This window comes from Lysobacter sp. OAE881, assembly GCF_040546665.1.
In the GTDB taxonomy this organism is placed as follows: Bacteria; Pseudomonadota; Gammaproteobacteria; order Xanthomonadales; family Xanthomonadaceae; genus Lysobacter_J; species Lysobacter_J soli.
In genome coordinates, this window is sequence record NZ_JBEPOG010000001.1 from 2,840,101 (window position 1) to 2,859,495 (window position 19,395).

Below are 19,395 nucleotides of genomic sequence, written 5' to 3' on the forward strand. Positions count from 1 at the left end.
AGGATAAAAATCATGACCTTCAACAAGGCGCTGATCGCCCTGGCTATGGTTGCCGCTCTGGCCGCCTGCTCGAACCAGAAGCAGGCTGACGAAGCCGCTGCTGACGCCGCCGCTGCTTCGACCGAAGCCGCTGCTGCCGCCACCGACGCCGCTGCTTCGGGCGACGCCGCTGCTGCCGACGCTGCCCAGGCTGCTGCCGACACCGCTGCCCAGGCTGCTGACGCCGCCGCCGCTTCGGCCGACGCCACCGCCGCCGCTGCTGCTCCGGCCGCTGCCGACGCCGCTGCCGACGCCGCTTCGCAGGCTGCTGACGCCGCTGGCCAGGCTGCTGACGCTGCCGACCAGGCTGCCGAAGCTTCGAAGGAAGAGAAGAAGTAATAACCGCGGGCAAGCAATTGCCCGGGTGATTACCGCTTCGAAGAAGCCGCCGGATTTCCGGCGGCTTTTTCATTTGTGGCATCCGCGCATGCATCGCGATCGGACCGATGTGACGCTACCGCGCTCGTCGACCCGCATGCATCGCCCGATCTCCACGACCCATCCAGCGTGTAACGAGGGACGTGCGTTCGGTCGGCAACGGTTTCTCCACGATTCATCCGTCCGGGCATCGGCGTCCCCGACGATGACTTTTCCTTCGCGCGGCCGCTGGCATCGTGCGCCCCGGCTGGGACCCAAACCCCGTCACACGGAGAAACCCATGAACACCAAGCTTTACGTCGCCATTGCCATGACCGCTGCTGCGCTGTCGCTGTCGGCCTGCCACCAGGCCGACACGCAGAGCGAGGCGGCCGAAGCCGCCGCTGCGGCCAACCAGGCCGCCGACGCCTCCGCCAACGCCGCGCAGGAATCGGCCGAGGCTGCGGCGGCTGCGACCAGCGAAGCCGCCGATCGCGCGAGCGTTGCGGTGGACAACGCCGCCGAACGTTCGCGCGAAGTCGCCAACGATGCGGCGGCCGGTGCGGCAGCCGCCACCGCCGACGCCGCGCAGGCCACGGCCGACGCGGCGAGCAAGGTCGCCGAGAAGGCCGACAACGCTGCGGAGAAGGCCGAGCAGGAAGCCGCCGAACGCAAGTAAGGCGCGCGATCGTTCCACTGGAAAGGCCCGCCTCGCGCGGGCCTTTTCTTTGCGCACGCGCGGCGCGCAGGCGCGGCACCGTTGGCCCATTCCCGCGCTTTATGGTCTGATGCCGCATCTTCCGCACGCCGCTGCATCGATGCCCGCACTGACTTCCCACATCGATCCCCGCTCGCAGGAATTCCAGGACAACGTCGCCTACCACCGCGCGCTGGTCGACGAGCTGGATGCCCGCCTGGCCCGCGCAGCCGGCGGCGGTGGCGAGAAGGCACGTGCGAAGCACACCGAACGCGGAAAGCTGCTCGCGCGCGATCGCATCGCCGCGCTGCTCGATCCGGGTTCGCCTTTCCTCGAGATCGCACCGCTCGCGGCCGAAGGCATGTACGACGATGCAGCGCCCGCCGCTGGCATGGTCTGCGGCATCGGCCGCGTGATGGGGCAGGAAGTCGTCATCGTCGCCAACGATGCCACGGTCAAGGGCGGCACCTATTTCCCGATGACGGTGAAGAAGCACCTGCGCGCGCAGGAGATCGCGCGCGAGAACCGCCTGCCCTGCGTCTACCTCGTCGATTCCGGCGGCGCGTTCCTTCCGCTGCAGGACGAGGTGTTCCCCGACAAGGAGCACTTCGGTCGCATCTTCTACAACCAGGCGCGTCTGAGCGCGGAGAACATCCCGCAGGTCGCGGTCGTCATGGGCTCGTGCACCGCCGGTGGCGCCTATGTGCCGGCGATGTGCGACGAGTCGATCATCGTCAAGGAACAGGGCACGATCTTCCTCGGCGGCCCGCCGCTGGTGAAGGCGGCCACGGGCGAAGTCGTCGACGCCGAAGCGCTCGGCGGCGCGGACGTGCACACCAGCGTGTCGGGCGTCGCGGATCACTTCGCCGAAGACGACCGCCATGCGTTGCAGATCGCGCGCGACATCGTCGGCACGTTCAATCGCCGCAAGACGCTGCCGGTCGCGGTGCGCGAGTCGCGCGAGCCGTCGTTCCCGACGGGCGAGTTGTACGGCATCGTCCCGAAGGACACGCGTCGTCCGTTCGACATCCGCGAAGTGATCGCGCGCGTGGTCGATGGCAGCGAGTTCCAGGAGTTCAAGGCGCGCTACGGCAAGACCCTGGTCACCGGCTTCGCGCACGTGCACGGCTATCCGGTGGGCATCGTCGCCAACAACGGCATCCTGTTCGCCGAGAGCGCGCTCAAGGGCGCGCACTTCATCGAACTGTGCAACCAGCGCGGCATCCCGCTGGTGTTCCTGCAGAACATCACCGGCTTCATGGTCGGCCGCAAGTACGAGAACGCCGGCATCGCGAAGGACGGCGCGAAGATGGTGACGGCGGTGGCGTGCTCGCACGTGCCGAAATTCACCGTCGTCATCGGCGGCAGTTTCGGCGCCGGCAACTACGCGATGTGCGGCCGCGCATACGGCGCGCGATTCCTGTGGATGTGGCCGAACGCGCGCATCAGCGTGATGGGCGGCGAACAGGCCGCGAGCGTGCTGGCGACGGTGAAACGCGACGGCATCGAAGCGGCCGGCAAGTCGTGGTCGAGCGAAGAGGAAGACGCGTTCAAGGCGCCGATCCGCGAGCAGTACGAATCGCAGGGCAACCCTTACTACGCGACCGCGCGCCTGTGGGACGACGGCATCATCGATCCGGCCGACACGCGGCGCGTGCTCGGTCTCGCGCTGTCGGCAAGCTTCAACGCGCCGATCGAGAGCGCGCCGGGTGACGCCAGCACGCGCTTCGGCGTCTTCCGCATGTGATGCGCTTCGCAGGCTTGAGGCGCTCTGATGCGGATTCAGGCAGGTGATCGGCATATGAACGGTGCAAAGCCGGCAACGATTGGGTGAGGCGAGTCACACGCAGCGCGGTTTTGCGGGCGTAGCCTCGGGTGGGTTGCACCCCGTTCTCTGCACCCCCGTGCATTGCCCCGCCCCTGCCAATCGAGGAAGTGCGTCATGGCGATCTTCAATTCCCCACAGCCCGCAACGCCCAAGCGCGACAACGGCCCCGCTCCCACGAATCCGACCGAATCGGCGCTGCCGAAGGAACCGGCACGCGACGAGTTCTCCTTCGGAGCGCCCAAGCCCGCCGCTGCAGCTGCACCTGCGCCCTCTCCTGCGGCGTCGCCGAGCCCGCGTGCGAACGAACGCGAAGGCAAGGAGTCGGTGATCGCCGCCGACCTGTCGATCGAAGGCAAGATCAACGGCGCCGGCCACATCCGCATCGCCGGCCGCTTCAAGGGCGACGTGCATGTCGAAGGCGACCTCACCGTGGAAGTCGGCGCGAAGGTCAACGGCGGCGTGCGTGCGCGCAAGGTCGTGATCGCCGGCGAGCTCGAAGGCAACGTCGAATCGGCGCAGCGCGTCGAACTGCTCGAGGGTGGCGTGGTGGTCGGCGACATCAAGGCCGGCGTCGTCAGCATCGCGCCGGGTTCGCGCATGCGCGGCCAGGTCGACTTCGGATTCGAGGATCGCGATACGCGCAGCGCCGGCAAGGCCGACAAGAGCGAGAAGGCCGACAAGGGCGAAGCGAAGTCCGAGGCGTCCGCCACGTCATGAGCCTCGCGCGCCCCGGTACGCCCGGCGCGACGCGGACGTGCCCGCACTGCAAGACGACGATCCTGGAAAGCGCCAACGTCTGTCCGTCGTGCCGGCACCACCTGCGTTTCGATCCGGACGCCGCGCAGTCCGCGAAGCTGCGGTCGGTGCCGCTGCGCGTGGAGGGCACGATCAAGCCGCCGCCCGGCGAGAACGCGCTGGAGTACTCGGTGGTGCTCACCATCCGTAACGCGGATGGCGAGGAAATCGAGCGTCAGGTGATGGGCGTGGGCGCGCTGTTCAACGGCGAGGAGCGCTCGTTCACGCTGGAAGTCGAAGCGGTGGAAGTGCGCGGGTACAAGGCGCGGCGGAAGCACTGACGCTACGACCGGCGTAATCGTCCGCTTGCCCTCACCCCAACCCCTCTCCCGCACGCGGGAGAGGGGCTTTGCTACTCGGGAAAGGAACTCGCCGGTTTCAATGACGCCGCGGCGTCGACGGCCCGCAGTTGTTGCAGCCACCGCAGGACGCATCGTTCAAGGCCGATGGCGGCGCGATCCGGCGGCCCAGCTTCTGCATCCACGCGGCGCGACCTTCGCGCACCAGCGGAATGGCGAGGCCGACGCGCAGTCGGCGCACCGCGTTCGGGAACTGCCGCTTCGCCACGAACCACGCGCTGACGATCACCGCCACGGTGATGATTGCGTACTGCGCGAGCAGGCCGGCGTCCATCGTCAGCCCGCGCCCAGCGCCATGGCGATGTGGTACGTCGCGAACGACGCCAGGTACGCCAGGCCGAACAGATAGCCCGTGGCGATCGCCACCTGCTTCCACGAGTTGGTCTCGCGCCGGATCGTCGCCAGGGTCGAGATGCACTGCGGCGCGTAGATGAACCACACCAGCAGCGACAGCGCGGTCGCCAGGGACCACGATCCGGTGATGATCGGCGAAAGCGCCTGCGCCGCGGCTTCATCACTCGCGGCCGACAACGCGTACACCGTCGCCAGCGAGGACACCGCGACTTCGCGCGCCGCCAGGCCCGGGATCAGCGCGATGCAGATCTGCCAGTTGAAGCCGATCGGCGCGAACACCGCCGTCAGCGCGTGGCCGATGCGGCCGGCGAAGCTGTAGTCGATCGCCGGGCCCGTCGCGCCCGCCGGCGCCGCCGGGAACGACAGCAGGAACCACAGCAGGATCGTCAACGCGAGGATGATGCCACCGACGCGGCGCAGGAAGATCCACGCGCGTTCCCACAGCCCGATCAGCAGGTCGCGCGGATGCGGGATGCGGTACGACGGCAGTTCGAGCAGCAACGCGTGCTCGCTCTTGTCGCGGCGCCACTTCTTCATGATCCACGACACGGCCAGCGCGCTGGCGATGCCGGCGGCGTACAGCCCGAACAGCACCAGGCCCTGCAGGTTGAGCAGCCCGCCGGCGACCTGGCGCTGCGGGATGAACGCACCGATCAGCAGCGCATACACCGGCAGGCGCGCCGAGCACGTCATCAGCGGCGCAACGAGGATCGTGGCGAGGCGGTCGCGCGGATCCTGGATGGAACGCGTCGCCATGATGCCCGGCACCGCGCACGCGAAGCTCGACAGCAGCGGGATGAACGACCGCCCCGACAGGCCCGCCCGCGACATCAACCGGTCGAGCAGGAAGGCCGCGCGCGGCAGGTAGCCCGATTCCTCGAGCGCGAGAATGAAGGCGAACAGGATCAGGATCTGCGGCAGGAACACGATCACGCCGCCCAGGCCGGCGATGATGCCGTCGAGCATCAGGCTGCGCAGCGGACCGTCTGGCATGACGCTGCCGACGGTCTCGCCGAGCGCGCCGGTGCCGGCTTCGATCAGGTCCATCAGCGGCGTCGCCCAGGCGTACACGGCCTGGAAGATCAGGAACATCACCACCGCCAGCGACACCAGTCCGAGCACCGGATGCAGCAGCCAGCGGTCGAGCGCGTCGTCCACCTCGGCGGTGCGGCGCGGCATCGTCACGGCGAGCGACAGGAGGCGGCGCGTTTCGGCGTGCAGCGCGTCGGGATCGTGGACGAGGTCGGCCGGCAGGTGCGCACTGGGCTCGTGCAGCTTGCCGGCGACGCGATCGAGCATCGCGACCAGTTCGCGCGCGCCGCCGTTGCGGACGGCCACCGTCGGCACGACCGGCACGCCGAGTTCGCGTTCCAGCGCGGCCAGGTCCACTTCGATGCCGCGGCGCTTGGCGGCGTCCATCATGTTGACGGCCAGCACCATCGGGCGGCCGAGTTCGCGCACTTCCAGCGCGAAGCGAAGGTGCAGGCGCAGGTTGGTCGCATCGACCACGCACACCAGCACGTCCGGCGCGGGTTCGCCCGGATAGAAGCCGCGGCAGACGTCGCGCGCGACCGCTTCGTCCAGGCTAGCCGCGTGCAGGCTGTAGGCGCCGGGGAGATCGAGCACCGCGTAGTGGCGGCCCGACGGTGCATGGAAACGGCCTTCCTTGCGCTCGACGGTGACGCCGGCGTAGTTCGCGACCTTCTGCCGGCTGCCGGTGAGCTGGTTGAACAGCGCCGTCTTCCCGCAATTGGGGTTGCCGATCAGCGCGACGCGCACGCTCTGCGCGGCCGCGCTCTGGACGGCGGCCACGCCCTTCACCGTCCCTTCGGCCGCGCTCACGCGATCGCTCCCGCCGCGGCCTGCGCGCCTTCGAGCGAGACCCTCACGCGCGCCGCTTCCGTCCGGCGCAGCGCGAAACGCGTGAAGCCGATCTGCACCAGCAGCGGCTCCTTCGATACCGGGCCGGCAGCCATGACTTCCACGCGTTCGCCGCGCACGAAGCCGAGCTCGCGCAAGCGGCGGGCGATCGCGTCGTTGGGCGCCTGGTCCTCGACGGCTTCGACGATGGCGGCGGTGCGGCGTTGGAGTTCGGACAGCTTCAAGGGTCACCTTTAGGCCGAACCCGCCGCGGGCGGCGACGGGTCGACAAGATGGGAATCGTTCTCAATTGTAGCACCCGGCCGCCGCCGTACGCGGCTGCAGCATGGCCATCGGAGGGCAGCGGCTATCATTCGCCAGACTCCAGCAAGCAATCCGGCCGATGACCAATCCGCTGTTGAACCTGCGCGAAGGGCCCGTCGCCCGGCTGCGCCTGAATCGTCCGGAGCTGCACAACGCCTTCGACGCGATGCTGATCGCCGCCCTGACCGGCGCCCTGGAAGCCGTGGCCGCCGACGACAGCGTCCGGGTCGTGGTGCTGGAGGGCGAAGGCGCCTCCTTCTCGGCCGGCGCGGACCTCAACTGGATGCGCGGCATGGCCGCCGCCAGCGAGGAGGCCAACCGCACCGACTCGCTCGCCCTCGCCCGCCTGATGCGGACCCTGGACGAACTCCCCCGCCCGACCGTCGCCCGCATCCAGGGCGCGGCCTTCGGCGGCGGCGTCGGGCTGGTGGCGTGCTGCGACATCGCCATTGCCTCGGCCGACGCGAAGTTCGGCCTGACCGAGAGCAAGCTCGGGCTACTGCCGGCGGTGATCTCGCCCTACGTGCTCGATGCCATCGGCCCGCGTCAGGCACGACGCTGGTTCGCGACGGCGGAAATCTTCGACGCAGCGACCGCGTTGGAGATCGGATTGCTGCACCAGGTTGTGGAAGGCGACGCGCTGGACGCCGCGGTGCAACGCCAGGTCGACCTGCTCCTCAAGGCCGGTCCGCACGCGAGCGCCGAAGCCAAGACGCTGGTGCGGCGCGTGGCGTTCGAGCGCGACCGCGATCGCCTGGACCACGACAACGCCGCGCTGATCGCGCGCCTGCGCGTGTCGGAGGAAGGCCAGGAAGGACTCACCGCGTTCCTCGACAAGCGCAAGCCGCGCTGGATCCCGTAATCGAACCAGGAGGACCGACCATGCTCGACCATATGGGAATCACGGTGTCCGACTACGCGCATTCGCGGGCCTTCTACGAGCGCGTGCTCGGCGTGCTCGACTACGGCATCGTCATGGACGTGACGAAGGAGCAGACCGGCGGCTACGAAGGGTGCGGCTTCGGCCCCGACGGCAAGCCCGCGTTCTGGATCGGCACCGGCCAGACGGCAAGCACCGGCCTGCACGTCGCGTTCGTCGCGTCATCGCGTGCCGCCGTCGACGAGTTCCACGCCATCGCCCTGCAGCACGGCGCGCGCGACAACGGCGCGCCCGGCCTGCGCCCGCACTACCACCCGAACTACTACGGCGCCTTCGTGATCGACTTCGATGGCAACAACATCGAAGCCGTGTGCCACCGTCCCGAGTGACCTCATGCCCCAACGCCCGTTCGACAAGATCCTGATCGCCAACCGCGGCGAAATCGCCTGCCGCGTCATCCGCACCTGCCGCCGCCTCGGCATCCGCACGGTCGCGGTGTATTCCGAAGCCGACGCCGATGCGCAGCACGTGCGCCAGGCCGACGAGGCATGGCCCATCGGCGGCCCGCGTCCGCAGGACAGCTACCTGCGCGGCGACGCGATCATCGAAGTCGCGTTGAAGTCCGGCGCGCAGGCGGTGCATCCGGGGTACGGCTTCCTCAGCGAGAACGCCGATTTCGCCGATGCCGTCGAAGCCGCCGGCATTGCCTTCATCGGCCCGAAGGCGGCGTCGATGCGCAAGATGGGCAGCAAGGCCGGTGCGAAGGAGCTGATGCAGGCCGCCGGCGTGCCGGTCGTGCCGGGCTACACGGGCGAGGACCAGTCGCCCGAACGCCTGCAGCGCGAGGCCGACGCCGTCGGCTATCCGCTCATGATCAAGGCCGCGCACGGCGGCGGCGGCAAGGGCATGCGCATCGTGCGCGCGAGCGGCGAGTTCGCGGCGAACCTGCAGAGCTGCCAGCGCGAAGCCGCCAACGCCTTCGGTCGCGATCGCGTGCTGCTGGAGCGTTACGTCGAGAAGCCGCGCCACATCGAGATCCAGGTTTTCGCCGACACGCACGGGCACGCGATCCACCTCAACGAACGCGAATGCTCCGCGCAGCGCCGCTACCAGAAGGTGCTGGAGGAATCGCCCTCGCCCTTCCTCACCCCGCAGCTGCGCGCCGCGATGGGTGAAGCCGCGGTGCTCGCCGCGCGCTCGATCGACTACGTCAACGCGGGCACGGTGGAATTCATCGTCGGCCAGGACGGCGGTTTCTACTTCATGGAAATCAACACGCGTCTGCAGGTGGAGCATCCCGTCACCGAGATGGTGACCGGGCTCGACCTGGTCGAATGGCAGCTGCGCGTGGCCGCGGGCGACGCGCTCCCGCTCGCGCAGGACGCCATCGCGCAGAACGGCCACGCGATCGAAGTGCGACTGTACGCCGAGGATCCGGACGCCGGCTTCCTGCCCGGCTCGGGCAAGCTCGAACGCCTGCGCCTGCCGCATGCGGGTGAAGGCGTGCGCATCGATTCGGGCGTGGTCGAAGGCGACACCGTCACGATATTCTACGATCCGATGATCGCCAAGCTCATCGTGCACGCCGCCGACCGCCCCGCCGCATTGGCGCGGCTGCGCGCGGCGCTGGCGACGTGCGACATCGCCGGGCCGAAGTCGAACATCGAATTCCTCGAACGCCTCGCGCGGCATCCGGCCGTGGTCGACGGCACCATCGATACCGGGTACCTCGACCGCCACCTCGACGAGTTCCTCGCGCCGGCCGACGAGGACGTCACCGAGCGCCTGATCGCCGGCGCCACCGCGGTGCTGCTCGCGCAGGAACAGGACACGCGCCGGCGCGCCGCAGCGTCGACCGATCCGACCTCGCCCTGGGCGATCGCCGACGGCTGGCGCCTCGGCCACGGCGGCCATCGCAGCCTGGCGTTCCTCCAGGGCGACAACCGCGTGGAGCTGCAGGCGCAGGGCGCGGGCGGCACGTACCGGATCGACCTGGCGGGCCAGTCCCACGCGGTCGAAGGGGCGCGAATCGACGCCGACGGGGCGCTCAGCCTGCGCATTGGCGGACATGGACGCCGATTTACGTTCGAACTGGATACGCTGGCCGACGACCGCCAGCGTCTGGTGGTGCACGACGGCGAACGCCGCCTGCGCCTGCTGGGGGTGCCGATGTATCGCCACGAGCGCAGCGGCGGCGGCAACGCCGGCCATAACGTGCTCGCGCCGATGCCGGGCCGCGTGGTGCTGGTGAAGGCCGCCGAGGGCGACGCCGTGGAGTCCGGACAGGAGCTGATGGTGATCGAAGCGATGAAGATGGAGCTGAGCCTGAAGGCGCCGCGCGCGGGCACCGTCGCGCAGGTGCGCGCGGCCGCGGGCGACTTCGTCGAAGCCGATGCCGTGCTCGTCGCGCTGGCGCAGGACGAATGAGGCCGGCATGAAGTCTTCCGTCCGCATCGTCGAAGTCGGCCCGCGCGACGGGTTGCAGAACGAAAAGGCGACGATAGCCACTGCCGACAAGATCGAACTGATCGACCGGCTTTCCGGCACCGGCCTGCGCAGCATCGAAGCGACCAGCTTCGTCAGCCCCAAGTGGGTGCCGCAGCTCGCCGACGCCGCGGAAGTCTTCACCGGCATCCATCGCGCGCCGGGCGTGCGCTATCCGGTGCTGGTGCCGAACGAGCAGGGTTACGAACGTGCACGCGCCGTGGGCGTGGAGGAAATCGCGGTGTTCACCGCGGCCTCGGAAGCGTTCAACCGCAAGAACATCAACGCCTCCATCGACGAATCGCTGCAGCGCTTCGCGCCGGTGATGGAACGCGCCCGTGCCGACGGCGTCGCGGTGCGCGGTTACGTATCGACCGTGCTCGGCTGCCCATACCAGGGCGAAGTGCCGCTGTCCGACGTCGTGCGCGTCGCGCGTGCACTTCACGACATGGGCTGCTACGAGGTCTCGCTCGGCGACACCATCGGGGTCGGCACGCCCGGCAAGGCGCGCGCGATGCTGCTCGCGGTGGCCTCGGAAGTGCCGGTCAACGCACTTGCCGTGCATTTCCACGACACCTACGGCCAGGCACTGGCAAACGTGCTCGCCTGCCTGGAAGAAGGCGTCGCGGTCGTCGACGCGGCGGTCTCCGGCACCGGCGGGTGTCCCTATGCGAAGGGCGCCAGCGGCAACGTGGCGACCGAGGACGTCGTGTACATGCTGCACGGGCTCGGCATCGAGACCGGCATCGACCTTGCCAGACTCGCCGACACCGGCCGCTGGCTCGCCTCGAAACTCGGGCGCGAGACCGGCAGCAAGGTGGGCAAGGCCCTCGCCACCACCTGACCGGCCTCCTCATGAAGCCACGCTCGCCCGCGCAGGACACCGCCCCGCCCCTTCCGGTGGATGCGAAAACCACGCTGGCGGCGTTGCAGGACGCGGCGCGCGACAGCGCCCTGCCCGCGCCGACGCGCGAGCTGCTGCTGCAGGCGCACCAGGCGCTGGCGCAGTCGCTGGCCGATTGCGAAGCCGAACGCGCGCGCTATCGCACGCTCTTCGATGCGGTGCCCGATCCGGTGAGCATCATCGCGTGGGACGGCACCGTGCTCGACCTCAACAAGGCCGGCATGAACGCCTATCGCCGCGCGCGCGAGGAAATCGTCGGCCAGCCGATCGAGACGCTCAATCCCGACCTGCCGCAGGACCACATGGTCCCGGTGTGGGAAACGCTCAATCGCGGCGGCACCTACGTGGTCGAAGTCACCAACATGCGCGGCGACGGCACGCGCTTTCCCGTCGAAGTGCACACCGCCGGGCTGACCTTCGACGGCCGCAAGGCGATGGTCGCCGTCGCGCGCGACCTCAGCAGCCGCCACACCGCCGAACTGCGCTATCGCGAGCTGATGGAGGCGATCGATCGCGGCATCGTCGTGCAGGACGCGGAACTGCAGATCACCTACGCCAACGTGGCCGCGATGAAGATCCTCGGTGTCGGCGAGGACGAGCTGGTCAACGACGCGATGCGCGGCGAGCAGTGGCTGGTAATGGACGAACACGGGCGCCAGCTGGCGTCCGATCGCTACCCGTCGGCGCGTGCGCTGCAGAGTGGCCGCATCATCGAAAGCACCGTCGTCGGCCTGTACCACCGCCAGCGCCAGCAGCTGATGTGGCTGTCGGTCACGGCCGTGCCGCAGTTCCCGGCCGGCGGCGACAAGCCGCAGCAGGTGCTGTCGCTGTTCTCCGACATCACCGCGCTCAAGCGCGACAGCACGCTGTTCGACCGCGCGCAGAGCATGGCACACATCGGCGGCTGGGAATGGGAGGTGACACCGGATCGGCTTTATCTCACCGAGGAAGCGCAGCGCATCCTCGGCCATCGGCCGGCGCCGGACACCATCGAAGGCATGCTCGACTGCCTGCGCGTGGACGATCGCGACCGCCTGCGCGCCGCGCTCGGCCAGGCGATTTCGTTCGGCCGCAACCTCGACCTCGAAGTGCAGGGCCATCGCGCCGACGGACGCACGTTCTGGGCCCGCGTGATCGGCGAGGCCGAAGCGGGCGATCCGCTGCATTCCCGCCTGACCGGCACGCTGCAGGACGTCACCGAGCGCAAGCACGACGAGGAAACCCTGCGCGTGCAGGCGCGCAGCGATCCGCTGACCGGATTGCTGAACCGCGACGCGGTGCTGGCCGAACTCGAAAGCCGACTCGATGATCCGCTGCGCTCGCAACTGGCCGTGCTGTATGTCGACCTGGATCGCTTCAAGGTGGTCAACGACGTGCTCGGGCATGCCGCCGGCGATCGCCTGCTGGCGTCCGCCGCGCGTCGCATCCAGCGCGCCATCGGCAACGAAGGCCTGATCGCGCGCTTCGGTGGCGACGAGTTCCTGATCCTGTGCGACACCGGCAGCGACCCGTCGCGTCCGGAGCGCCTCGCCGACGCGATCCTGGAGATCTTCGGCGACAGCTTCCGCCTGGACGGCGAGGAATTCAGCATCACCGCGAGCATCGGCATCGCGCAGGCGCCGTTGGACGGCGTGCGCTCGCAGCAGCTGATCCAGAGCGCGGACGTGGCGATGTACGACAGCAAGCGGCGCGGCCGCAACGGCTGGCAGACCTTCACGCCCGAACTGGCCGAACAGCAGCTGCATCGCCTGCAGCTGGAAACGCATCTGCGCCGCGCGGTCAACAACGAGGAGTTCCACCTCGTCTACCAGCCGCAGATCGACATGCGCAACGGCGACGTCGTGGCGGCCGAAGCGTTGATCCGCTGGCGCAACCATTCGCTTGGCGAGATCCGTCCCGACAAGTTCATCGACCACGCCGAGACCACCGGCGACATCGTCGGCATCGGCGACTGGGTGCTCAACGAAGCCTGCCGGCAGATGCGCGAATGGCAGGACTCCGGGCTCAACATCCCGCGCGTGGCGGTGAACGTGTCGTACCGGCAGTTCCTGGGCGAGGACCTCGCCAGCACCGTTGCCGCGGTGCTCGCCGAGTACGGCCTGCCGGGTCACGCGCTGGAACTGGAATTCACCGAACGCGTGCTCATCGAGGACGCCCCCGACACGCTGCGCACCTTCGCCGCGCTGCGCCACCTGGGCGTGATCCTGACGATCGACGATTTCGGCGAGGGCTACAGCGCGCTGAACTACCTGCGCCGGCTGCCGATCCACGGGCTCAAGCTCAGCCAGCTGTTCGTGCAGGGCGTGCCGGACAACCAGTCCGACGTGGCCGTCTGCCAAGCCGTCACCGGCATCGCGCGCAGCCTCGGGCTGGCGCTCGTCGCCGAGGGCGTGGAGACCGGGCAGCACCGCGATTTCCTGCTGCAGCTGGGCGTCCACGTGGGCCAGGGCTTCCTGTTCGCGCCCGGCATGACGCCCGAAGAGCTGCGCGAGCGGTATCCGACGGTGGGAATGGCCTGACGCTTCAAGCCCCTCTCCCGCCGGGAGGAGGGGTTGGGGTGAGGGCCGGGGCGAGCGATGCGGCACAGGTCGCGTACGCCACGCGCTTTGTGCCCGGTCGCGGGAAACGCGACGAAAGAAGCTAAAATCCCGCCTTTCCGCGTCAGGACCCACGCCCATGCAACTCCAATCCGTCCGCGCCATCGTCACCGGCGGCGTTTCCGGCCTCGGCCTCGCCGTTGCCCAGCACCTGGTCGCCCACGGCGGCAAGGTCGCACTGTTCGACGTGAACGACGAAAAGGGCGCGGCCGCCGTGGCCGAACTGGGCGATACCAACGCCCGCTACTTCAAGACCGACGTCACCAGCGAAGCGGGTGTGTCCGAAAACGTGAAGGCCGCGCGCGAGTTCCTCGGCGGACTGAACGTCGCCATCAACTGCGCCGGCATCCTCGGCGCCGGCCGCGTCCTCGGCCGCGAAGCCTCGATGCCGCTGTCGCAGTTCCAGTCGACCGTGATGGTCAACCTCGTCGGCAGCTTCAACGTCGCCAAGGCCGCCGCGGACCTGATGCAGCACAACGAGGCTGGCACCGACGGCGAACGCGGCGTGATCGTCAACACGGCGTCGGTGGCCGCGTACGAAGGCCAGATCGGCCAGGCCGCCTATTCCGCATCGAAGGGCGGCGTCGTCGCCATGACGCTGCCGATGGCGCGCGAACTGTCGCGTTTCGGCATCCGCGTGATGACCATCGCGCCGGGCGTGTTCTGGACGCCGATGGTCGACGGCATGCCCGACTCGGTGCAGCAGTCGCTGGCCGCGTCGATCCCGTTCCCGTCGCGCCTCGGTCAGCCGAAGGAATTCGCCGACCTGGTCGCGTACATCCTCGGCAACACCTACCTCAACGGCGAGACGATCCGCCTCGACGGCGCGACGCGGCTTGCGCCGAAGTGAAGCGGTGATTCGTGTTTGGTGATTCGTGATTCAAAAGCACGACACCACTCGCAACCACGCGCTGTTCCGAATCACGAATCACGAATCACAACCAACGAACAAGCCATGAAAGCCTACGACGTAAAGAAAGGTAACGTTGTCGAGTACAACAACGCGGTTTACCAGATCCGCGACATCGAGCGCAGCTCGCCGCAGGGCCGCGGCGGCAACGTCAAGTTCCGCTTCACCATGTACAGCGTGCCCGGCGGCACCAAGCTCGACGTGAGCATGGGCGCCGAGGACGAACTGAAGGAAGTCGAGCTCAGCCGCCGCCAGGCGACGTTCTCGTACAAGGACGGCGACGCGTTCGTGTTCCTCGACGACGAGGACTACACGCCGTACACGCTCGACGCCGACGTCGTGGGCGACCTGGCCGGCTACATCGTCGCCGACCTCACCGGCTGCTACGTGCAGATCATCGACGACGCACCGGTCGCGCTGCAGCTGCCGCAGAGCGTGGCGATCGAAGTGATCGAGACGCCGCCGGAGCTCAAGGGCGGCACGGCCACCAAGCGTCCGAAGCCGGCGAAGCTGTCGACCGGCATCGAGATCATGGTTCCCGAGTACATCGGCAACGGCGAGCGCGTGCTGGTGAACACCACGACGGGCGAATTCGCCGGTCGCGCGGATTGATCCATCCGGGCGATGCGCGGCCATCGCGCATCGCCTGTCGACCGCGGACATGCCGACCTTCCGACCTGGCGCTGCTTCCGATCTCGCCGCGCTGCTGCCGGTGATCCGGCAGTTCCATGCGGACGAGCACATCGCGTGGGATGAAGTGCGCGTGCGCGCGGCGATGGAAGCGCTGATCGGCGATGCCCGCAACGGAAGGCTCGTCCTGATCGAATGCGACGGCGAACTGGCGGGCTACGTCGTCGTCGGTTTCTGCTTCAGCCTGGAATTCGGTGGTCGCTTCGGCCTGCTCGACGAGTTGTACGTGCTCCCGGCGCATCGCGGTGGCGGCGTCGGCAAGCGGGCGCTGGAGGAAGTCGAGAGGCTGTGCATTGCCGAAGGCCTGCGCTGCGTGCGGCTTGAGGTGAGCGACGACAACGACCACGCGCGCGAGATCTACCGTCGTCGCGGCTACGCGCTGCATCCGCGACGACTGATGACGAAGTGGCTGGGCTGATCGCCCGCCAACCCTCACGGCAATCGCAATCCGCCCTGCTCTGCATGCAGCGCACGCAGACGCGAACCGAGCAGTTCCGTGTTCGCGGTGATGCCATCCAGCCGATCGCGTTGCGCCGCGCCCATCCACTGGCGCGCGCCCTGTTCCAGTTCCGCACGGGTCGCCTGCAGCTCGCCACGTAACGTCGCGCTGCGCGCTTCCAGTGCCGCGCGTTCGTCGGGCTGCGGCACGCCGTAGCCGCGCCCGTCGAGCAGACGCGACGGCTGCCCGAGATACACGCTTTCCTGCAGGAGACGACGCACGACGTCGGGCGCGTCGTCCTCACGGTCCGATGCGAGATAGCGCCGCTTCAGCGCCTCGCGCACCTGCGCCAGTGCGCGTCGCTGCGCAGCCTGTTCGAGGATCAGCAGCGCGGCGCTGGTCCGCAGATCGGCCCGCTCGATCCACGGCCGACGCTGCTCGGGCGAGAGGTCCATCCACTGCGCGACGGTTCGCGGCGGCAGCGACAGCGAAGCCTTCGCGCCCGCGTACAACGCGTCGTAATACGCGCCCTGCGATTCGAAGCGGTAGCCCAGGCGCAGCGCCCGCGCGGGATCGTCGAGGACGGACGTGTCGGCGATACCGGCGTTCCCCAGCCGCCGCAGCAGACCGGTCGGCGTGATGCTGCCGATGCCCTGCCCCGCAAGCCGCGAGACGCTGTCGTGCAGCAGTTTCCATGTCTCGGCAGCGCAGTTGTTGCCAAGGAAGTAATAACGCCCGTCGTAACTCCAGTGCAGCTGCGACGTGCGTTCGAGCACCGCAGCGATTTCCTCGCGCGACAACCGCAGCGGCACCGAGCGCAGCCCGCGCAGTTCGACCTTCGTGTATTCGTCGATCACCTGCTGCATCGGCAACACGAACAGACGCGACGGATAGCGACCGCTCAGCCCGCCGCCAGCTGGAAATCTGCACGTCGTCGACGAAGGCACGGAACGAGAGCACGCGATGGTGCGTGAGATCGAAACGGCAATCCGGCCCAGGCGCGCGACCAGGCGCGCACACGACCAAGCGCAGCATGCTGTGGCCCCATCGGCTCATCGGCTGCGCGTTGCCTTCGGCGAGCAGGTAATCGATCGCGTAGACGCGCGACGGATCGATCGTGCCGACCGCGCCGCCGTCGCCTTCGCCCGCATCGACGTACACCAGGTCGTCCGTGCACGGCGTGCTCGCCAACGTCGAGCCAAGGCGTTGTTCGAGATAGCGGTGCATTGCCGGCCGCCGGCAGGCGTATTGCGGATCGAGCAGGTAATGCTCGACGTTGACGGCGAAATACTCCGACGGTCGCGTGAGCTCGTATGGATCCGGGCTGCGGTCGACGAAGCGGTTCTCCCGCATGCGTCCCGCCACGCGCGTGTTGAAGCGCGTCGCGCGCACCTGCCAGCCGGCGAGGTCGAGGAAACGCGGATCGCGGGAGATGCCCTCGTCGCGATCCTGGAAATGCGCGAGCTCGTGCAGCACGGTCGCCAGCGCCGCGTGTTGCGCTTCATCGCTCCCTTCGACCAGTGGCGCGAGCAGTTCGCGATTGAGCAGGAGTTCCGAACGGCCGGCGTGGCCGTGCACGTCGTCGGCCAACGTCGACCAGCGCACAGTGATGTCGCGATCGGACAGCGTACGCATACGTTCAGGCAATCGTGCCTGTGCGTCGTCGAGCAGTCGCTGCGTGGCGAGACGTTCGTCCGGCGAGAGGCCGGCGGGATCGAGCTTCAGGGCGGCGGCATTGGCGCTCCACGCGCACAAGGCCGCGGCCAGCACGGCATGGCCGCCGCGAATGCGTCCGCGGCGGCCGTTCACCGCATTCACTGCGCGAGGATGGCCTGCGCCAGTTCGAGGTCGCTGGCCTCGCGCGCCTGCGGAACCTGCTCGCGCAGGTGGCGCAGCGCCGCTTCCAGCTGGGCGCCGCGGATCGCGCCATTGCTGGCGACGAAGCTCGCGGCATCCTCGCGCGCGGCCTGCACCACCTTGTCGTCCTTGCCGGAGCTCGAATCGGAGCTCGCGCCGCTGGACGCGGAGCTGCCGCCGGCGGACGAGCCCGCGGACGTGCCGGCGAAGCTGGAGGCGAAGGCCACCGGCGTGGCGGCCATCAGGGCGAGAGAAAGCAGCAGGACGGAACGCTTCATCAGGATTTCCCGGTTCGTTGGAAGGCCGCGTCGCGGCCGGCCCGCGAAGGGTACCGGTTTACGGCCCGAAAATCGGTGCCGATCGTTGCGCATCGTGGGAGCGTTCACCTGATGCTTGAGCTGCTCACCCGACGGGAACGTGCCCGCAGGCTTGCTCGGAAGAAACCGCACCATTGCTAACTGCAAAAGCACATGTCGCGAGTGCGAGCGTGCCCTCGCGCCCCGCCCCTCACCCCCAACCCCTCCCGTGGGGAGAGGGGCTCAAAACACCGGCATGGTCAAGCGTCGAAGACCTTCCCCGGATTCAGCAGCCCCTTCGGATCGAGCACCCGCTTGATGCCGCGCATCAACTCGACCTCGGCGGCCGAGCGCGTGCCCAGCAGATAAGGCTTCTTGACCAGTCCGATGCCGTGCTCGGCCGAGATGCTGCCGCCGTGGCGGGCGAGCGCGTCGGACAGCAGCTGCGTCACGTGCTCGCACTGGTCCACGAACACCGCGTAGTCGGCGTCGTCGGGCTTGAGCACGTTGATGTGGAGGTTCCCGTCGCCGATATGGCCGAACCACACCACGTCGAACTGCGGGTATTCGCGCGCCAGCAGCGCCTGGGTTTCGGCGAGGAACGCGGGCATGGCCGAGATCCGCACCGACACGTCGTTCTTGTACGGCTTGTACTTCGCCAGGGCCTCGGTGATGCCCTCGCGCAGTCGCCACAGCTGCGCCGCCTGCGCGTCGCTCTGGCTGATGACCCCGTCGTTCACCAAGCCGTTTTCCAGGCAGAACTCGAAGGCCGCCATCGCGGCGGCTTCCTTTGCCTCGTCGCCCACCGCGAACTCGGTGACGACGTAGAACGGATGCACTTCGTCGAACGGCTTCTGCGCACCGTGCGCCAGCACGTGGTGCAGCGCGCGGTCGGTGAAGAACTCGAACGCCTCCAGCGTCAGTCGTTCGCGGAAGGCGGCGAACACCTGCATCAGCATCTCGAACGACGGCAGCGCGAGAAGCATCACGTTCGTCGGCGGCGGCGGATCGGTCAGTCGCAGCGTCGCCTCGACCACGATGCCGAGCGTGCCTTCCGAACCTATCAGCAGCTGGCGCAGGTCGTAGCCGCTGGAGTTCTTGATCAGCGCGCGATTGAATTCGAGCACTTCGCCCTCGCCCGTCACGACCTTGAGCCCCGCGATCCATTCGCGCGTGTTGCCGTAGCGGATCACGCGGATGCCGCCCGCGTTGGTCGCGATGTTGCCGCCGATCGAACACGAGCCGCGCGCGGCGAAATCGACCGGATAGACGAGCCGGTGCTCGCGCGCCGCGTTGTGCACCGCTTCCAGCGCGATGCCGGCCTGCACGGTGAGCGTGCGATCCACCGCGTCGAAATCGAGCACGCGGTTCATGCGTTCGAGGCTGAGCACCAGTTCGCCATTCGCGGCGACCGCGCCGCCCGACAACCCGGTGCGTCCGCCCGAGGGAACGATCGCGACGCCTTCGTCGACGGCCCAGCGCACGATCGTGGCGACCTCATCCACCGACGCCGGCAACGCCACCGCAAGCGGTGCGGGCGTCCAGCGACGCGTCCAGTCGCGACCGTAGTGTTCGGCATCGGCGGGATCGGTCGTCAGGCGAAGGCCGGGTAGCTGCGCGCGCAGGCGTTCCAGGCGGGCATCGATGGGCTGCGGATCGGTCATGGAAGGCGCGTGGGACGCGGGCCGGACAGGAGCCCCAGCCTGCCACCGCCCGCGCGCCGGC

At 68.6% G+C, this 19,395-nt stretch carries 19 protein-coding genes and 1 pseudogene; 13 read left to right on the forward strand and 7 right to left on the reverse strand.

From position 1 onward, the window contains the following. The first annotated feature begins 12 nt into the window (after positions 1 to 12). The 5 genes from ABIE51_RS13150 (at position 13) to ABIE51_RS13170 (ending at position 3,997) form a co-directional block, all read left to right on the forward strand. Positions 13 to 378 (forward strand): hypothetical protein, encoded by a 366-nt coding sequence (locus ABIE51_RS13150; protein ID WP_115841772.1) that lies wholly within the window; start codon positions 13 to 15, stop codon positions 376 to 378. Between the two features lie 319 nt (positions 379 to 697). Next, the gene (locus ABIE51_RS13155) at positions 698 to 1,075 is read left to right on the forward strand and encodes a hypothetical protein (RefSeq protein ID WP_115841773.1); all 378 of its coding nucleotides are present in this window, start codon (positions 698 to 700) and stop codon (positions 1,073 to 1,075) included. A gap of 139 nt (positions 1,076 to 1,214) precedes the next feature. Continuing rightward, positions 1,215 to 2,840 carry a carboxyl transferase domain-containing protein gene (locus ABIE51_RS13160; RefSeq protein WP_192631072.1) on the forward strand — a complete coding sequence of 542 codons (1,626 nt, stop codon included), beginning with the start codon at positions 1,215 to 1,217 and terminating at the stop codon, positions 2,838 to 2,840. A gap of 195 nt (positions 2,841 to 3,035) precedes the next feature. After that, positions 3,036 to 3,638 (forward strand): bactofilin family protein, encoded by a 603-nt coding sequence (locus tag ABIE51_RS13165; RefSeq protein ID WP_192631073.1) that lies wholly within the window; start codon positions 3,036 to 3,038, stop codon positions 3,636 to 3,638. Next, positions 3,635 to 3,997 (forward strand): hypothetical protein, encoded by a 363-nt coding sequence (locus ABIE51_RS13170; RefSeq protein WP_115841775.1) that lies wholly within the window; start codon positions 3,635 to 3,637, stop codon positions 3,995 to 3,997. The genes ABIE51_RS13165 and ABIE51_RS13170 overlap by 4 nt, the downstream gene beginning before the upstream one ends. A gap of 97 nt (positions 3,998 to 4,094) precedes the next feature. Here ABIE51_RS13170 and ABIE51_RS13175 read toward each other — a convergent pair whose 3' ends face one another. Genes ABIE51_RS13175 through ABIE51_RS13185 form a run of 3 tightly spaced genes read right to left on the reverse strand, consistent with a single transcriptional unit; the run spans position 4,095 to position 6,534 of the window. After that, complete coding sequence (locus ABIE51_RS13175; RefSeq protein WP_192631074.1) at positions 4,095 to 4,349, reverse strand: DUF6587 family protein; 255 nt, start codon at positions 4,347 to 4,349, stop codon at positions 4,095 to 4,097. Between the two features lie 2 nt (positions 4,350 to 4,351). Then, the gene (gene feoB / locus ABIE51_RS13180) at positions 4,352 to 6,241 is read right to left on the reverse strand and encodes a ferrous iron transport protein B (protein WP_502913333.1); all 1,890 of its coding nucleotides are present in this window, start codon (positions 6,239 to 6,241) and stop codon (positions 4,352 to 4,354) included. 26 nt (positions 6,242 to 6,267) lie between these two features. Further along, positions 6,268 to 6,534, reverse strand: coding sequence for a FeoA family protein (locus ABIE51_RS13185; protein WP_115841777.1), 267 nt, complete (start codon positions 6,532 to 6,534; stop codon positions 6,268 to 6,270). A 158-nt stretch (positions 6,535 to 6,692) separates the two neighbouring features. On the opposite strand from ABIE51_RS13185, the gene ABIE51_RS13190 reads away from it, so the two are divergent. The 8 genes from ABIE51_RS13190 (at position 6,693) to ABIE51_RS13225 (ending at position 15,496) form a co-directional block, all read left to right on the forward strand. Further along, positions 6,693 to 7,475, forward strand: a complete 783-nt coding sequence (locus tag ABIE51_RS13190) for an enoyl-CoA hydratase-related protein (RefSeq protein ID WP_115841778.1) — start codon at positions 6,693 to 6,695, stop codon at positions 7,473 to 7,475. A 20-nt stretch (positions 7,476 to 7,495) separates the two neighbouring features. After that, positions 7,496 to 7,882 carry a VOC family protein gene (locus tag ABIE51_RS13195; RefSeq protein ID WP_115841779.1) on the forward strand — a complete coding sequence of 129 codons (387 nt, stop codon included), beginning with the start codon at positions 7,496 to 7,498 and terminating at the stop codon, positions 7,880 to 7,882. A gap of 4 nt (positions 7,883 to 7,886) precedes the next feature. After that, positions 7,887 to 9,920: an acetyl/propionyl/methylcrotonyl-CoA carboxylase subunit alpha gene (locus ABIE51_RS13200; RefSeq protein ID WP_192631075.1), complete on the forward strand. Its 2,034-nt coding sequence runs from the start codon at positions 7,887 to 7,889 to the stop codon at positions 9,918 to 9,920. Between the two features lie 7 nt (positions 9,921 to 9,927). Then, positions 9,928 to 10,821 carry a hydroxymethylglutaryl-CoA lyase gene (locus tag ABIE51_RS13205; protein WP_157030576.1) on the forward strand — a complete coding sequence of 298 codons (894 nt, stop codon included), beginning with the start codon at positions 9,928 to 9,930 and terminating at the stop codon, positions 10,819 to 10,821. Positions 10,822 to 10,832: 11 nt separating this feature from the next. Further along, positions 10,833 to 13,400 (forward strand): EAL domain-containing protein, encoded by a 2,568-nt coding sequence (locus tag ABIE51_RS13210; RefSeq protein WP_192631076.1) that lies wholly within the window; start codon positions 10,833 to 10,835, stop codon positions 13,398 to 13,400. A 157-nt stretch (positions 13,401 to 13,557) separates the two neighbouring features. Beyond that, positions 13,558 to 14,328, forward strand: a complete 771-nt coding sequence (locus ABIE51_RS13215) for an SDR family NAD(P)-dependent oxidoreductase (protein WP_192631077.1) — start codon at positions 13,558 to 13,560, stop codon at positions 14,326 to 14,328. Positions 14,329 to 14,433: 105 nt separating this feature from the next. After that, positions 14,434 to 15,000 carry an elongation factor P-like protein YeiP gene (gene yeiP, locus ABIE51_RS13220; protein ID WP_115841783.1) on the forward strand — a complete coding sequence of 189 codons (567 nt, stop codon included), beginning with the start codon at positions 14,434 to 14,436 and terminating at the stop codon, positions 14,998 to 15,000. 49 nt (positions 15,001 to 15,049) lie between these two features. Continuing rightward, complete coding sequence (locus ABIE51_RS13225; RefSeq protein ID WP_192631078.1) at positions 15,050 to 15,496, forward strand: GNAT family N-acetyltransferase; 447 nt, start codon at positions 15,050 to 15,052, stop codon at positions 15,494 to 15,496. Positions 15,497 to 15,510: 14 nt separating this feature from the next. On the opposite strand, the gene ABIE51_RS13230 is transcribed toward ABIE51_RS13225, so the two are convergent. From ABIE51_RS13230 to ABIE51_RS13240, 4 genes and pseudogenes are all read right to left on the reverse strand, one after another. Further along, positions 15,511 to 16,464: a lipoprotein N-acyltransferase Lnb domain-containing protein gene (locus ABIE51_RS13230; RefSeq protein WP_502913298.1), complete on the reverse strand. Its 954-nt coding sequence runs from the start codon at positions 16,462 to 16,464 to the stop codon at positions 15,511 to 15,513. Positions 16,465 to 16,771: 307 nt separating this feature from the next. Further along, positions 16,772 to 17,335 (reverse strand): annotated as a pseudogene (locus ABIE51_RS19360) (DUF7844 domain-containing protein); the annotation flags it as partial. Next, positions 17,332 to 17,652: a DUF2388 domain-containing protein gene (locus ABIE51_RS13235; protein ID WP_192631079.1), complete on the reverse strand. Its 321-nt coding sequence runs from the start codon at positions 17,650 to 17,652 to the stop codon at positions 17,332 to 17,334. The gene ABIE51_RS13235 and the pseudogene ABIE51_RS19360, both read right to left, overlap by 4 nt. Positions 17,653 to 17,930: 278 nt before the next feature. Beyond that, the gene (locus tag ABIE51_RS13240; protein WP_192631080.1) at positions 17,931 to 19,334 is read right to left on the reverse strand and encodes a D-2-hydroxyglutarate dehydrogenase; all 1,404 of its coding nucleotides are present in this window, start codon (positions 19,332 to 19,334) and stop codon (positions 17,931 to 17,933) included. Positions 19,335 to 19,395 lie beyond the last annotated feature (61 nt).

Bases quoted from the DNA above. Each gene is read 5' to 3' on its own strand.
- ABIE51_RS13210 (WP_192631076.1), top strand. From the start codon at position 10,833: ATGAAGCCACGCTCGCCCGCGCAGGACACCGCCCCGCCCCTTCCGGTG.
- ABIE51_RS13175 (WP_192631074.1), bottom strand. From the start codon at position 4,349: ATGGACGCCGGCCTGCTCGCGCAGTACGCAATCATCACCGTGGCGGTG.
- ABIE51_RS13205 (WP_157030576.1), top strand. From the start codon at position 9,928: ATGAAGTCTTCCGTCCGCATCGTCGAAGTCGGCCCGCGCGACGGGTTG.
- ABIE51_RS13150 (WP_115841772.1), top strand. From the start codon at position 13: ATGACCTTCAACAAGGCGCTGATCGCCCTGGCTATGGTTGCCGCTCTG.
- ABIE51_RS13155 (WP_115841773.1), top strand. From the start codon at position 698: ATGAACACCAAGCTTTACGTCGCCATTGCCATGACCGCTGCTGCGCTG.
- ABIE51_RS13240 (WP_192631080.1), bottom strand. From the start codon at position 19,334: ATGACCGATCCGCAGCCCATCGATGCCCGCCTGGAACGCCTGCGCGCG.
- ABIE51_RS13200 (WP_192631075.1), top strand. From the start codon at position 7,887: ATGCCCCAACGCCCGTTCGACAAGATCCTGATCGCCAACCGCGGCGAA.
- ABIE51_RS13190 (WP_115841778.1), top strand. From the start codon at position 6,693: ATGACCAATCCGCTGTTGAACCTGCGCGAAGGGCCCGTCGCCCGGCTG.
- ABIE51_RS13215 (WP_192631077.1), top strand. From the start codon at position 13,558: ATGCAACTCCAATCCGTCCGCGCCATCGTCACCGGCGGCGTTTCCGGC.
- ABIE51_RS13195 (WP_115841779.1), top strand. From the start codon at position 7,496: ATGCTCGACCATATGGGAATCACGGTGTCCGACTACGCGCATTCGCGG.
- ABIE51_RS13160 (WP_192631072.1), top strand. From the start codon at position 1,215: ATGCCCGCACTGACTTCCCACATCGATCCCCGCTCGCAGGAATTCCAG.
- yeiP (WP_115841783.1), top strand. From the start codon at position 14,434: ATGAAAGCCTACGACGTAAAGAAAGGTAACGTTGTCGAGTACAACAAC.
- ABIE51_RS13165 (WP_192631073.1), top strand. From the start codon at position 3,036: ATGGCGATCTTCAATTCCCCACAGCCCGCAACGCCCAAGCGCGACAAC.
- ABIE51_RS13225 (WP_192631078.1), top strand. From the start codon at position 15,050: ATGCCGACCTTCCGACCTGGCGCTGCTTCCGATCTCGCCGCGCTGCTG.
- ABIE51_RS13235 (WP_192631079.1), bottom strand. From the start codon at position 17,652: ATGAAGCGTTCCGTCCTGCTGCTTTCTCTCGCCCTGATGGCCGCCACG.
- ABIE51_RS13170 (WP_115841775.1), top strand. From the start codon at position 3,635: ATGAGCCTCGCGCGCCCCGGTACGCCCGGCGCGACGCGGACGTGCCCG.